The sequence below is a fragment of the Corynebacterium sp. HMSC069E04 genome (genome assembly GCF_001813175.1).
GTDB classification, from domain to species: Bacteria; Actinomycetota; Actinomycetes; order Mycobacteriales; family Mycobacteriaceae; genus Corynebacterium; species Corynebacterium aurimucosum.
Window position 1 is genome coordinate 114,984 of record NZ_KV811704.1, and the last position, 14,084, is coordinate 129,067.

Consider the following 14,084-nt stretch of genomic DNA (forward strand, 5'->3'; position numbering starts at 1 on the left):
CCGCATCATCTAGGGAGGTTGGCGCTTCGTGCCCAAGCACTTAGGCAAACGCATTACGTCGCGTTTCTTGTCGCAGGTAGAGCTGACCTCGCAGCCTGACCATGCGCTGCTTGACGTCATCACGATTCCGCGTACCGCGAGCACCAGCCCGTGGAAGCAACTGGCGCGCCGAGTTATCTGGGCTATGGGGCTGATGGTCTTTGTCACCATCATCGTCTTTTTCGACGGTGATGGCTACAGCGAAGACCTGTCCTTCCTCGATGCCGCCTACTATTCAGCGGTGTCGTTGACCACTGTGGGCTATGGCGATATCGTTCCCGTCACCCCCACCGCGCGCTTCATCAACCTCATTATCGTTACCCCGGCCCGCCTGCTCTTCCTTGTTTTGTTGGTCGGTGCTACCTTGTCGGTTCTGACGGATCGAGCCCGCCGCACCTTTGAAATCCAGAATTGGAGAAAGCAATTGCGTAACCACACCGTTGTCATCGGCTATGGCACTAAGGGCGCTGGTGCGGTCGCCGCCCTCATCGCCGATGACGTTCCCGCCTCCCAAATCGTGGTTGTTGACAACAACCGCGCGGCCCTAGCCAGCGCCGAGCACCACGGCCTCGTCACCATTTACGGCTCCGGAACCAAGCAAGACGTGCTGCGCATCGCCGGCGCGCAGCACGCCTCGTCGGTGGTGGTGACTCCGTCCACGGACGATACCGCGGTGCTGTGTACCTTGTCCGTGCGCGAGCTCAACCCCAAGGCCAAGGTGGTCGCTTCCGTGCGTGAATCCGAGAACCGCCACCTACTCCTCCAATCCGGTGCCGATTCGGTGGTCACCTCCGCAGAGACCGCCGGACGTCTCCTGGGCCTAGCCACCGTGACACCGACGGTGGTGGAGATGATGGAGGACCTCCTCTCGCCGAACGAGGGCTTTTCCGTGGCCGAGCGTGCGGTGCGCGAATTCGAAGTGGGCTCCAATCCACGTCACCTCGCCGACATTGTTCTGGCGGTTCTGCGCAACAACGAGCTACACCGTGTCGATACGGCAGACGCGTATGCACTCAAGCCTGGTGACCGCCTGCTCTATATCAAGCATGAGATGCAGCAGGCTGCGGAAGATACCGATGAAGACGAGGATGAAGGCAACTAATGTTCCTGCCCGTCACCGAGACTGGCCTTGTCCCGGTATCGCCACAAGGCCAGCCGGTCTTTCTGGCTAAGCCGACGGGGGAGATCGTGGTTGCGGCCGGGGATATTCACGCTTTCCTGGTGGAGTCCGAGGCCGCCGAGCGGCTCGGTACACTGCGCGATGCCACCTTCTTTAACGGTCAGCGCGACATTCTCAAAGCCCTGCATCTGATCCGTAACCGTCGGGAAGCGCGCTTTGATCCACGCACTGGGCGGGAGCTGTCCTACCCTGCGCCCGGGGCCGTGGGACACGATGGCGAACGCCTCGTCTTTCCCCGCTTGGATCCCGCCGTCATCGGCATCATTCACCACGCGGAGTCGGACCGTATCCTGCTGGCTCGCAACCGTCACCGTCCAGGATTCTTTTCACTCATCGCCGGCTATGTCGATCCCGGCGAGACCCTTGAAGAAGCGATGATCCGCGAGGCACTGGAGGAAACCGGTCGTCGCGTTGAGTCAGTTTCCTATTGGGGCTCACAGCCCTGGCCGCCTAGTGGCTCCTTGATGGTGGGCTTTTCCGCGGTCACGGAGGATGTCCAGCCCGTGTGCGATACTGACGAAGAGCTCGCAGAAGTGCGGTGGGTGTCCCGCGCTGAGCTGCCAGAACTGACCATTGCCCGCAAGGGTTCAATTGCACACACGATGATTATGGAGTGGTTCCACGGTGATGAGACCGGATCTGTCCCTGCTCGATGAAGACCAGCGAGCCGCAGCCACGGCACCGCGCGGCCCAGTCTGCATCCTGGCGGGTGCCGGAACGGGTAAGACCCGCACGATTACCTATCGCATCGCTCACATGGTGGACCAGGGTTTCGTCAACCCGCAGCGCGTTCTGGCCGTCACCTTCACCTCTCGCGCCGCGAGTGAAATGCGCGAGCGGCTCAACCAGATGGGCGTTGGGGGAGTACAAGCCCAAACCTTTCACGCCGCAGCGCGCCGCCAGTTGAAGTACTTTTGGCCGCAGGTTGCTGGGGATCTGCCCTGGCAGCTCATTGACAACAAGTTCAGCCTGGTCGGCCGCGCGGTCCGCTCGCTTGGCCTGGACAACAACAAGGACACCATTCGTGATTTCCTGGGGGAAATCGAATGGGCAAAGTCTTCACTGATTAGCCCCGAGGGCTATCCCGGTGTCATCGAATCCACGGACCGCGAGGCGCCGGGGGATCCGGCCAAGGTGGCGGAGGTCTTCCGCCGCTATGAGGACATGAAGGCCACCCCGGATCTCATGTACCTCGATTTTGATGACTTGCTCATGCACATCGCCGGCGCCATCGAGAACGTGCCTGCGGTGGCGGAGGTCTTCCGTGAGCAGTACCGAACCTTTGTGGTGGACGAGTATCAAGACGTCACCCCCTTGCAGCAGCGAGTACTGGAGGCCTGGTTGGGGGAGCGCGATGACCTGACGGTCGTGGGCGATGCCAACCAGACCATCTATTCCTTCAACGGTGCTTCCCCGGAGTATCTGCTGAATTTTTCCCGCACCTACCCGCAGGCCACCGTGGTCAAGCTGCAGCGAGACTACCGCTCCACCCCGCAAGTGACGGACCTGGCTAACGAGGTCATCTCGAAGGCCACGGGCCGCGCGGCGGGGACCCGCCTGGAGTTGCAGGGCATGCGCGAGCCTGGACCCGAGCCCACGTTTAAGGCCTATGAGTCTGAGGAGATTGAGGCCAAGGAGGTCGCGGGCCAGGTTCTGACCCTGCTGAACCAGGGAGTGAAGGCTTCCGAAATCGCAATTCTTTACCGCATCAACGCGCAATCAGAGCAGTTTGAGCAGGCGCTTGCTGACGCTGGAGTGGTTTACCAAGTCCGCGGTGGCGAAGGCTTCTTCCGCCGCCCAGAGATTTTAGAGGCCATCCGCGTGCTCATCGCTGCCACGCGCCGCGATGATTTGCCGAATGATCCGGTGGCTGTGGCACGTGCGGCCTTCGTGGAGCTGGGGCTGTCCGCCACGGAACCGCAGGGTGCGCAGGCCCGCGAGCGCTGGCAGTCGCTCACGGCCTTGGTGGACCTCATCGCGCAGATCGTGGAGGACCACGAGGGGATAGACCTGCCTGGCGTGCTAGGAGAGCTGCACCGCCGCTCCGAAAACAAGCACAACCCCACGATGGAGGGCGTGACCCTCGCTACCATTCACGCTGCCAAGGGCCTGGAGTGGGATGCGGTGTTCCTCGTAGGTCTCACCGAAAAACTCCTGCCCATTAACCACGCCATCAAAGCCGGCGATGAACACGTGGAGGAGGAGCGCCGCCTCTTTTACGTGGGTATTACCCGTGCACGCGAGCACCTAGCCTTGTCGTGGGCGCTGGCTAAGACCACTGGTTCGCGGGCCTCACGTGAGCGAACCCGCTTCCTGGACGGCGTGGTCCCGGGAATCGAGGAAAGCCAGTCCTCGAACCGTCGCTATCGCCCGCGCCGTTGCCGAGTGTGCTCGGGGCAGCTCAGCAGCCCGGCAGAGAAGGTCCTCGGCCGCCACGAGTGGTGCGAGTATGAGGGTGATGAGGATGTCTTCAACGCGCTGCGCGCGTGGCGGGCGTCGGTGGCGAAGGACTCTCAGGTTCCTGCCTACGTCGTCTTTTCTGATGCCACCCTGCAAGCGATTTCGGAGGCTCTTCCAGCCAACGAGGCGGAGCTGCTGGATATCTCCGGGGTGGGCCCCTCGAAGCTGGAGCGCTATGGCGCGGAGGTTCTGCAGATCATTGCTTCTTCCCGCGGCTAAGAGGAACTAAGAAGCAGCGCAGTACGTGCAGCGAGGATGTTCCATGAGAAGCCTCCGTTGCTCTAGGCCGTAGAGGTCTATCTCCGTGAGTTCGCCGGCGAGCGGCTTGCCACCGGGCGCTCCTGGCGGGGCCGGCCTTCCCAAGAGCCGGCGAATAATCACCACTGCATGCATCACTATCGCAGTGCGCACGATGGGGTCGCCCGGCGCTTCCACTGTCGCGGCGCGGTGGGCCACCTCGTGCCATAGCTCGTCTGATTCGATGCGGTGCAGATGCGCGCACAGCGGGCAGGGGCCAGCCCCGTCGATGCGAACTGGTCCGATGATGCCGCGGGCATCGATCATAGATACCGGCAACCAGGTGGCTGGGGAATTGCGCAGGGCTTGTGCCCATTCCGTGGCGCCATCCAGCATGTCGACAGCCACGATAGGCAGGTGCCCGGCCACGTTTGCGATGTACTCGGCAGGGGTTTCGCTGTGGAGAGGAGAGCGTGGTTGGAAGGAATCACCAAGCAGGACGTCGCGCAGCTCATTGGCCAGGGCGGAGGTCCCCAGCACAGCCACACGCTGCGGCCGGGGCGCCGGCCACAAAACACGGTAGCTAATCAGATCCTCCACTAAGCTGCGGGCAGCTGAGGGGCTCATGCCCGTATTCTCAATGGACTTTTCAATAGTTTGTCGGGTCAGCGGCGTGCGCAGCCTGTTGAGCAAGCCCGCCAGCTGCGGGTGGGCTTCAAACACGCCGACGCGCGTGGCATCCATCCCGCACTGGAGCATTCCAGGTTCGCGCTTAAGAATCGTGGTTTCCGGCGCCAGCATGTACGTCTGTGCACTCAAGACTGTCCTCCCCGTTGTGCCCCACCCCAGGTGTGTGTAGACACCATTGCACCACAGGTAGAATGCCCTGTCATGTCGAGCAATCCCGAGGTACGTGTCATCCGTTCGGCACGGCGCCGTCGCACCGTCCAAGCCCGCGTGGTCGACGGTGTTCTGGAGGTGCGCATCCCCGCGTGGATGTCAGCGGCGGAAGAGCGCGAAGCGGTGGATGGCATCGTGGCGAAGGTGCGCAAAAAGCACACCTCTTCGCAGCTTTCCGACGATTCCCTGGCCGACCGCGCCCGCACACTGAATGCCCGCTTTTTGGAGGGCCGCGCCACGGTGGGTTCCATCCGGTGGGTGAGTAACCAAAAATCCCGCTGGGGCAGCTGCACTACCTCAACGGGCGATATTCGGATTTCTGACCGGCTGCAGGACGTCCCCGACTATGTGCTCGACGCGGTCATCATCCACGAGTTAACGCACACCTTCATCCCGGGTCATGGTCCGGACTTCTGGGAGTGGGCTGACCGCGCGCCCAAAGCCGAGCGCGCGAAAGGATATCTTGAGGCTTACCAGCGTTTCCGCTAGTTCTCTTCGCCCGGCTTGTCCTCTTTATTGTCGTCGCCGTCGGCGTCTGTGTCCTCGCCAGCGCTGTCGCCGGTGTTATCGCTGGCATCGCCCCCGGCATCCTGCTGGCGGAGCATCTCCTCCAGCTTGGAGAACTCCGCTTCAAAGCCCTCATCAGGGGTGTCATCGAGCAAACCGTCGATGAAGGACGCAGGGTTCTCCAGGTGCTCGGCCGTGGGCAGAAGATCCGGGTGGTCCCAGGCGGAGTCACGTTTGTCGGCGCCCACCGCGACGGTGGCGCGGCGCCAGAGTTCAGCGGCCGCCTCCACCTTCGGGGCATTGAGCTCGATGCCGACGACCTGGGAGAAGGCCTTCTCTGCGGAGCCGCCAGTGGAGCGGCGGTGCGCCCACGCCTCGGTCATTGCCTTCGTGGACGGGATGCGCTCTCCCAGGGCCTCGGTCACCACGTGTTCAACCCATCCCTCGACGAGTGCTAAGAGGGTCTCCAGACGAGAAGCCGCGACTGCGTTGCGGGAGGTGATCCGCGGGGATAAGTCCATGCCCTGTAGCTTGCTCATCGCGTCCTGGATGGCCTCAGGGTCACCGGATTCCAGGTTGAGCTCGCGGGTAGCTTCCTCGATATGGGAGGTATCGATAACCAAGCCCATGGCGTATTCCTCAACGGAGGAGACGAGGCGCTCGACCAACCACGGCACATGCTTGAACAGGCGCTGGCGGGCGGCTTCACGGGCACCGATATAGACCAGCACTTCTTGGCCCGGAACGTTGAGATCGCGCGCAATGGCCTGGATATTGTGCGGCAGGAGTGCAGTGGTGCCTGCGGGGGAGACAGGCAAGCCGAAGTCAGAACCGGTCAATGCCTGCGCAGCCAGATCACCCAGCGCGTGGCCCAGCTTCATGCCGAAGTTCATGCCGGACATCGAGTTCATCATCGAGGTCATCGGGCCCATCATCTCGCGGGCTTCCTCCGGCAGGGATTCCAGCTGCGCGGAGTTCATGTGCTCCGCAACCGGGGTGACCATGCGCTGCCACATCGGCAGCGTCTCATCCAGCCACTGCGCGGAATTCCACGCGGTGACGGTGCCGGATGCGGTGGGCAGGATCGTGGCATCATCTAGCCACAGTTCCGCTAGCCTCACGGCTTCCTGCACGGCGGTGCGGTCTTGCTCGCTGACCTCTTTGTCGCGGGAGATTTGCTGGTGCGCGATGCGCTTGGCCAAGTCATAGTTGACCGGGCCGGAACCCTCCGGGGAGTTCATGGAGGAACCCATGCCGGAGAGCATCTGGCCGAACTGATTCAACAGGTCTCCTAGGCCACCGTTGCCTGCGCTGAAGCCGAAGGCGCCGAACGGGTTCTGGTCGCGACGATCGTTATCATCGTCATCGTCGTTATTGGGGAAGGAAAAACCGAATCCGTTGCTCATGGACCCCAATCTACTAGGTTTCCTAGCGCGGATTCTAGGACCACGGCAACGCTGAGAGCGAACAAGCTCCACAAGGCTGTAGGCTGATCCTCCGTGAAAACTCCGCAGAACCCCCGAACCCGCCGCTTGTCCACTTTGACGTGGGGAGCCATCCCGGTGGTGCTGACGGGAGCCCTGCTCAGCATCGACCACATTCCCGGCACCGATATCACCTTGTCGGTGCCTTATGCCGCCGAGGGGCCAGGTCCTACCGTGGATACCCTGGGCGAGGTGGAAGGTGAGCCGGTGGTCAACGTCGAAGCCCCAGAGACGTTCCAGCCGGAGGGGCAGCTCAACATGACAACGGTCTCCGTGCGCACCAACATGACGCTGGCCCAGGCCCTGGGGCGGTGGTTATTTACGGATGACACCATCGTCCCCATCGAGAATGTTATCCCGCAGGGCAAGACAGATAAGGAGGTCCAGGAGGCCAATCAGCAGGCCTTTACCCAGTCCGAGTCGGCGGCCACGGTCGCCGCCATGGACTATCTGGACAAACCGGTGAGAATCGAGGTGGCACAAGTACTCGATGACGGCCCCGCAGCAGGCGCGCTTGACGACGCCGACATTATCACCACCGTCAACGGTGACAAGGTCACGGAGCCTGGCCAAGTGCAAGAGAAGATTCGCGCTCTTCAGCCTGGCGATGAGGTGGAGCTAGGCATTGTTCGCAAGGGCAAGGAAAAGACTGTCGGGGTCACCCTCGGCTCCCACCCCGAGCAGGAGGACGTGGCCCTGCTAGGCATCCTTATGACCTCGGTTCCCACCGAGGACATCACGGTGGATTACAACCTGCAGGACGTCGGCGGCCCCTCGGCCGGCATGATGTTTACCTTGGCGGTGATTGACAAGCTCTCTAGCGAAGATCTCACCGGCGGCCGGTTTGTCGCCGGCACCGGCACTATAGGTGAGGACGGCGAGGTCGGCCCCATCGGCGGTATCGTCCACAAGGTTCACGCGGCTCAGGAAGCGGGCGCTGAGCTTTTCCTCGCCCCAGCCGACAACTGCGCGGAGGCAGTCAGCCGCGATACCGGAGACATGGTGGTGGCTAAGGTCCACACGCTGGATGATGCCATCGAGGCCATGCAGGATTTTGCGGAGGGCAGGCCCGTCGAGACCTGTGAAGGCTAGCCCGCTAAACCAGGCCTAGCTCCTTGAGGCGCTCTTCCGGATCGTCCTGGTCCGTGGAGATCATCTGCTGCATGATAAGGCCCTCATCGTTGTCAACGACGGTGAGGATGGCCGTGTTGCCCAGCATGGACCAGCCCACGACGCGGTTGCCGCTGTCCTCGATGACGCGGGAGCTGCGCAGCTCGGTGAGCACCTGGGTGGTTTGGGAAGCCTTGGTCTTGGACTTGAAGAACTGGAACTGGCCTACCTCCGAGCCAGAGCAGTTGAAAGAATCCGTCACGCCATTGGGATCGCAGCGGTCGAATTGCGCGAAGATCCCCTCCGGTACGAGCCCGCCGAAGATCTCATAAGCTTGCTCCACGGAAGCATTAAACGCCCCGCTGGGCTCCGCGGACTCGCTGGCGTCCTTGTCTTTGTCTTTGCGGTCGGCGGAGCTGTGGGCTGAGGATTCATCCTTCGCGTCTGAGCTGGTCTCAGACTCAGAGGCGGCAGGAGAGGTCGTCTCGGATTCCTCGGCGGACGTGGCCGGGGCCGGCGCGCTGGTCTTCTCCGCGGCGGCGGTGGTTGTTTCGCTCGCAGGCGCTGGGTCAGGGGAGGGGGCATCGTCCTTCCCACATGCGGAGAGCAGGCAGCCGGTGGCAAGCACGGCCGAAGCTGCGGCGGTGAAGCGGGATGTCAAGCGCACGAGAGACTCCTCTATCAATTGCGTGCCCAGCCCCGAGAGCTGAGCGTTAATGGCCACTGCAGTCTGAGTTTAGTCGATTAGAGCATTTCCTCCGGATCTTGCTCCAACCCGTAGCGCAGCGCAGCGATGACCCCCGGTGCCACATTCGGTCCGCCACGCAATTGGATATCGTCTTCTGCGAAGGGGCCGGCCTCCGCTAGTTCCTCCTCGGTCGGACGCAATTGCAGCAGGGTGAGCTCCGCGCCATCGTTGTCGACACTCTCTGCATCGGCTGTGGAGCTTCCGTCCAGGGCGGTAGCCCGCAGGACTCCGGAGAAGAGGCGGGCGGGGCGGGCGTCGCTAAGCGCGGCGTCTGAGGTGTCCTTAAACATGATCTCCTGGGCCAGGATGACGCCGGCGATCTCCCGCGGCCATGCTAGCCGCGAGACGTAGTCCGCGAGGTGCTCCGATCCCGGTTCGATGCCTTCCGGCAACTCTTGCACCACGAGGGTGAGGGGAGAGGAGTCATCGACGTCCCCAAGCTGGGCGGCCACCAGCTCAGTAGGGACGAGAGCAAAAAGGGTAGGAGGCGCATCCCAGCCTTCGGCGTGGATGAAATCCACGGCCTCGCGCATCGCCTTGTTGAGCGCGCGGTGTACAGCGGGCTGGGAGGAAGGTTGGGAACTCATAAGCGTCCTTGTTCGTTGACGGTCATAGTGCTTCTCTAGACTAGAAGCTTGATACCTCTATATTCGCACGACACTTGATTGGAGCTGGAGTTGGCTTCCGGACTCAACCGACCCGCCGCCCCGATGAAACGTCCGCCCAAATTTCTCTCGTGGGTTGTCGCCATCATCGCGGTCCTCTTGTTCATTGGCCCCATGTTGGTGGGCTTCTACACGGATTGGAAGTGGTTCGGCGCGATTGAGTACCGTGGGGTCTTCACCAAGACCCTGGTGACGCGCATCGTCCTCTTCATCCTCTTCGGCCTCGTAGCAGCGGCTGTTACGTACGTTGCGGGCCTGATTGTGTGGCGGGGGCGCGGTGACTCGATGGACATGGCGGACTTCAATTCCCCCGTTTATCAGTACCGCAAGTCCATTGAGAGCACGATGAGTGTCTTCCTCAAGGTCATCCCGGTGCTCGTCGGCGTCGTTTCCGGCCTGTTGGGGCAAGCCAACTGGCGGACCGTCATGCTCTTCCTCAATTCTCATGACTTTGGGGTGGCCGACCCGCAGTTCAACCACGACCTTGGCTTCTACGCCTTCCGTTTGCCGGTGTGGTCAATGCTGGTCAGCGCTGCTTCCATGCTGGTCGCAGTGTGCTTCCTCATCGCACTTGTGGGGCACTACATTCTTGGCGGCATTCGCTTGGGCAATCGCGCCGCAGGCGTGCGTGGTTCGCTGTCGAAAGCAGCGCGCACGCAGCTCGCCGTCACCGGTGGCATTTGGATGCTGCTCCAGGTGGCTGGCTACTGGCTGGGGCGCTACGAGTTGCTGTACAACCAGCACTCGCTGTTTACGGGTGGTTCCTACACGGACATCAATGCCTACCTGCCGGCAAAGATCATCCTCATGATCATCGGCGTGTTCGTGGCCGTGGCGATCTTTTCTGCAGTGGTCATTAAGGACCTGCGCATCCCCGGCCTTGCTGTGGTGCTCATGGTGCTGTCCTCCTTGGTCATTGGCCAAGGCTGGCCGCTCATCATGGAACGCTTCTCCGTGAACCCGAACCGCCAGGCTAAAGAGGCGGAGTCCATCTCCCGCAACATCGAGTCCACTCGCTTTGCCTATGGCCTCACAGGCGACAAGGTGACCTACGAGGAGAACTGGGGCGCGGAGGACGTCGCCGATGACAAGGTTGCCTCGGATGACTCCACCATCTCCAACCTGCGCCTGCTGGACCCGGACATTCTGGCGCCGACGTTTACTCAGATGCAGCAGCTGAAGAACTTCTACGGCTTCCCAGAGACGCTGGCGATGGATCGCTATGAAATCGATGGCGAACTCCGTGACTTCGTGGTCGCAGCCCGCGAGCTGGACCCGAACGAGCTGCAGGAGAACCAGCAGAACTGGATTAACCGTCACACCGTGTATACCCACGGCAATGGTTTCATTGCGGCGCAGGCCAACACAGTCGATGAGGTAGCTCGTGATGCCGGTTCGGCCCGTGGTGGTTTCCCCATCTTCACGGTGGCGGACCTGCAGACCCAGGCGGGCAAGGACGCCGAGGGTGAGGGCGAAACCCAGAATGCTGAAGAATCCCTCGGTATCAAGGTGGACCAGCCGCGAACCTACTTCGGCCCGGTGATCGCTAGCGCCCAGGATGGGATGGACTACGCCATCGTGGGCAAGACGGGTGATGAGTCCGTCGAATACGACACCGATACCTCCACCTACACCTATGACGGCAAGGGTGGCGTCGACATCGGCAACATTGTTGACCGCACTGCCTTTGCGCTGAAGTACCAGGAACTCAACTTCCTGCTCTCGGACCGCGTGGGGCCGGAGTCCAAGCTGCTCTATGACCGCGACCCGCGCGAGCGCGTGGAGAAGGTTGCTCCCTGGCTGACGACGGATTCCTCCACCTACCCGGCGGTCATCGATGGCCGCATCAAGTGGATTGTCGATGGCTACACCACCTTGGATTCCCTGCCGTATTCGCAGCGCACCTCCCTGACGGAGACCACCCAGGACGCACAGAACCCGACGGGCACGACGCAGCGCTTGGTTAACGACCAGGTGGGCTACATCCGTAACTCGGTGAAGGCGACTGTCGACGCTTACGATGGCACCGTCGATCTCTATGAGTTCGACACCGAAGACCCCGTGCTTAAGGCATGGGAGGGTGTCTTCCCGGGCGTCGTCAAGCCCGAGTCGGAGATCTCCGACGAGCTGCGTCAGCACATGCGCTACCCGGAGGACATGTTCAAGGTGCAGCGCAACCTGCTGGCCAAGTACCACGTAGATGACCCGGGCGTCTTCTTCAACAACGACGCCTTCTGGTCCGTGCCGGAGGATCCGACTGCCGGTGAATCCCAGGGGCTGAACCAGCCGCCGTACTACGTGCTGGCTTCCGACCCGGAGACCAACAAGCCGAGCTTCCAACTCATCACCTCCTACCGCGGTCTGAACCGTCAGTTCCTCTCTGCACACATGGCGGTGTCGTCTGATCCGGAGACCTACGGTGATATCACCGTGCGCGTGCTGCCGACGAATACCCAGACCCAAGGCCCTAAGCAGGCGCAGGACGCCATGATGTCTTCTGATCAGGTGGCTCGTGACCGCACACTGTGGCAGGGCTCGAATGACCTGAAGAACGGTAACCTGCTGGCCCTGCCAGTGGGTGGGGGAGAGATCCTCTACTTGGAGCCGATCTACTCGCAGCGCAAGGGCCAGGAGTCTGCGTTCCCGAAGCTGCTGCGCGTGCTGGTGTCCTACAAGGGGCGCGTGGGCTATGCGCCGACGATTGGTGAGGCCCTAGAGCAGGTCGGCATCGACCCGAAGGCCGCCCAGGACATCACCGAAATTGAGGGTGACTCCGGCAAGCAGACGGAGAAGGATGACGAGGAGGCCAATGCCGCCGATAAGAAGGACGAAGAGAAGGACTCTGAGTCTTCCGCACCGGCCTCCGCTCCGAAGGCATCTGACGAGGGCGAGGCTATCGACGCCATCAACAAGGCTCTCGATGGTGTAGACAAGGCCAAGAACGGCTCCTTTGAGGAGTACGGCAAGGCCCTGGACGAGCTCGATAAGGCAGTGGAGGACTACCGCTCCCTGCAGTCTCAGTAAGTCCGGATAGGTGCCGGCGAAAACTCGGCGCCTCACCTATGAAATGGCGCCTGCCCAGGGGATTTGGGTAGGCGCCAAGGTGTCTGTATAGTTACATCCGTCGCCAGCACACGGGACAGTGTGCAGAGCGCTTGATGTTTGGAAGTACATCTCGACGCGGGGTGGAGCAGCTCGGTAGCTCGCTGGGCTCATAACCCAGAGGTCGTAGGTTCGAATCCTGCCCCCGCTACCAACTTCCGACCCCTACCAGGGAATATCCTGGTAGGGGTCTTCTTCATTTTGTACTGAAATCGCCACTTGGTGCACTAGATGGTGCACTGGGCTCAAAATCGGGGCCTAAACGACAAAACGTGTTGTTTTCCGGCGTGTCGAGTTAAACGACAGATTGTGTTGGTGGGGGTTGGGGTTTAGCGTATGTGACCTTTGCGTATTCCCATAGAGTGGTTGTAGGCAGTGTCGATGGCGCTGTCGTAGGTTGCTGGTCGGCCGTCTTCGTGGCCGCTGGTGGCTTGTGTTTCCTGGTTGGCTAGGGTTTGTGCTTTGGCGAGTGCGTCCTGGCCCCAGTTTTGCTGCCTGGCGATTTCTACGGGGTCGCCAGGCAGCTGCGTGTGTAGGTACAGCCACCAGTCACAGGCGATGCGTTGTTGCTCGTCGCGTAGTCCTCGGTGGGCGTGCATCAGTTTCTTGATTTGCGAGTTCACTCCGCCTTCCAGGCTGTTGGTTGTGCGCTCTAAGCGTTGGCCTTCTTTAGCTTGGGTGAGGTAGGCAAAGAGGTGTCCGTGTTGACTCATTTTCTTCAGCTGTAGGTAGATTCCGCGGTGAACATCGTGGGTGTACCACCATTTTTTGTTGCCGCGTTTGGATTTAGGAATCTGCTCGAAAGGGACGTCTTTGACGTAAGTTTTGGCTTTGAGCTGGGCGCTAAATACAGTGCCGAATTGGTGTAGCTTGGCAGTCCATTCGGCTGCTTCATCCAGGTTGTCAACGGCTAGCAGTTCGAAGGAAAGCCGTCGCAGTGCTTTGCCCATCGGCGAGGTGGGGTGCAGGCCTGTGGCGCGTTGAATGTTGCGTTTGACGTGGACAATGCAGCGTTGAACTGGAGTATCAGGCCACAAGTGGCGTAGTGCTTTAAGTCCTCCGGAATCCCCATCACAGGTCACCAGTTGTGGTGGGGCTATCTCGTCTAGCAGGCGCATGTAAGACCAAGAGGATTCCTTAGTGCACCAGAACCAGTTGATGACATGGCAGGAGTCAGCAGCTACGACAAGGCACTTGGTGTTGAAGTAGGTGCCGTCGATGAAGATTTGGTCGTAGATTCGCTGCTTATCAACGCTTCGGGGAGGTTGGATAAGCCAAAACGTTTTGAACCGGCGTTGCAGAGTTCGTGATGAAACTCCGCAGGTCTTAGCTGTCTCTGCCAGGCTGTGGCCTGACATGAGCCAAGAGATGAAAAGGCGAAACCATTTTGCTTGAACTGCGTCGTCATTGGTGCGGGTGAAAGTGGCCTTGCAAGTGCGGCATCGCCATCGTTGGCGACCGGTATTTGTCGTTCCGTATTTGATGCATACCCCGCTACAGACAGGGCATCGAGGATGATTCTTACTCATCCTCTCATCGTGAACCTAGGCAGCTAGCACACTGGCACTTCCCCGGCGGTATTTCCGGCCCGAGGCTGGGTTATCCCTCCGGATAAGTGAAATCTGAAGCGTCCTGGGTTTAGTTCCTACCTC

The 14,084-nt window shown here is 61.0% G+C and carries 11 protein-coding genes and 1 tRNA gene; 7 read left to right on the top strand and 5 right to left on the bottom strand.

Annotation, left to right across the window (positions count from 1 at the left end):
• Positions 1–28 precede the first annotated feature (28 nt).
• The 3 genes from HMPREF2896_RS11955 to HMPREF2896_RS11965 are packed head-to-tail and all read left to right on the top strand — an operon-like array spanning position 29 to position 3,898.
• Positions 29–1,141, top strand: coding sequence for a potassium channel family protein (locus HMPREF2896_RS11955; protein WP_070446120.1), 1,113 nt, complete (start codon positions 29–31; stop codon positions 1,139–1,141).
• On the top strand, positions 1,141–1,875 hold the full coding sequence (locus tag HMPREF2896_RS11960; protein WP_070719628.1) for an NAD(+) diphosphatase: 735 nt from the start codon (positions 1,141–1,143) through the stop codon (positions 1,873–1,875). Before HMPREF2896_RS11955 ends, HMPREF2896_RS11960 begins: the two co-directional genes overlap by 1 nt.
• Positions 1,847–3,898, top strand: a complete 2,052-nt coding sequence (locus tag HMPREF2896_RS11965; protein ID WP_201829624.1) for an ATP-dependent DNA helicase UvrD2 — start codon at positions 1,847–1,849, stop codon at positions 3,896–3,898. The genes HMPREF2896_RS11960 and HMPREF2896_RS11965 overlap by 29 nt, the downstream gene beginning before the upstream one ends.
• A gap of 6 nt (positions 3,899–3,904) precedes the next feature.
• Here the strand turns inward: HMPREF2896_RS11965 and HMPREF2896_RS11970 are convergent, their stop codons facing one another.
• Entirely contained in the window at positions 3,905–4,735 is an 831-nt protein-coding gene (locus tag HMPREF2896_RS11970) for a hypothetical protein (protein WP_070446114.1), read from the bottom strand.
• 72 nt (positions 4,736–4,807) lie between these two features.
• Here HMPREF2896_RS11970 and HMPREF2896_RS11975 point away from each other — a divergent pair, with 72 nt between their 5' ends.
• Positions 4,808–5,305, top strand: coding sequence for a M48 metallopeptidase family protein (locus HMPREF2896_RS11975; protein ID WP_070644078.1), 498 nt, complete (start codon positions 4,808–4,810; stop codon positions 5,303–5,305).
• Here HMPREF2896_RS11975 and HMPREF2896_RS11980 read toward each other — a convergent pair.
• Entirely contained in the window at positions 5,302–6,729 is a 1,428-nt protein-coding gene (locus HMPREF2896_RS11980; RefSeq protein WP_070711150.1) for a zinc-dependent metalloprotease, read from the bottom strand. The genes HMPREF2896_RS11975 and HMPREF2896_RS11980 overlap by 4 nt on opposite strands.
• Before the next feature lie 93 nt (positions 6,730–6,822).
• On the opposite strand from HMPREF2896_RS11980, the gene HMPREF2896_RS11985 reads away from it, so the two are divergent.
• A complete protein-coding gene (locus tag HMPREF2896_RS11985; protein ID WP_070719629.1) occupies positions 6,823–7,899 on the top strand; it encodes a YlbL family protein in 1,077 nt (358 codons plus the stop codon).
• Positions 7,900–7,903: 4 nt separating this feature from the next.
• On the opposite strand, the gene HMPREF2896_RS11990 is transcribed toward HMPREF2896_RS11985, so the two are convergent.
• Positions 7,904–8,584, bottom strand: a complete 681-nt coding sequence (locus HMPREF2896_RS11990) for a prolipoprotein diacylglyceryl transferase (RefSeq protein ID WP_070446105.1) — start codon at positions 8,582–8,584, stop codon at positions 7,904–7,906.
• Positions 8,585–8,661: 77 nt separating this feature from the next.
• Positions 8,662–9,252 carry a PPA1309 family protein gene (locus HMPREF2896_RS11995; RefSeq protein ID WP_070719630.1) on the bottom strand — a complete coding sequence of 197 codons (591 nt, stop codon included), beginning with the start codon at positions 9,250–9,252 and terminating at the stop codon, positions 8,662–8,664.
• Between the two features lie 123 nt (positions 9,253–9,375).
• Here HMPREF2896_RS11995 and HMPREF2896_RS12000 point away from each other — a divergent pair, with 123 nt between their 5' ends.
• Together HMPREF2896_RS12000 and HMPREF2896_RS12005 are read left to right on the top strand one after the other, a co-directional pair.
• Positions 9,376–12,354 (top strand): UPF0182 family protein, encoded by a 2,979-nt coding sequence (locus tag HMPREF2896_RS12000; RefSeq protein ID WP_070719631.1) that lies wholly within the window; start codon positions 9,376–9,378, stop codon positions 12,352–12,354.
• Positions 12,355–12,509: 155 nt separating this feature from the next.
• Positions 12,510–12,586 (top strand) — tRNA-Met (locus HMPREF2896_RS12005).
• Between the two features lie 175 nt (positions 12,587–12,761).
• Here HMPREF2896_RS12005 and HMPREF2896_RS12010 read toward each other — a convergent pair.
• Positions 12,762–13,961 (bottom strand): IS1249 family transposase, encoded by a 1,200-nt coding sequence (locus tag HMPREF2896_RS12010; protein ID WP_070719632.1) that lies wholly within the window; start codon positions 13,959–13,961, stop codon positions 12,762–12,764.
• Positions 13,962–14,084 lie beyond the last annotated feature (123 nt).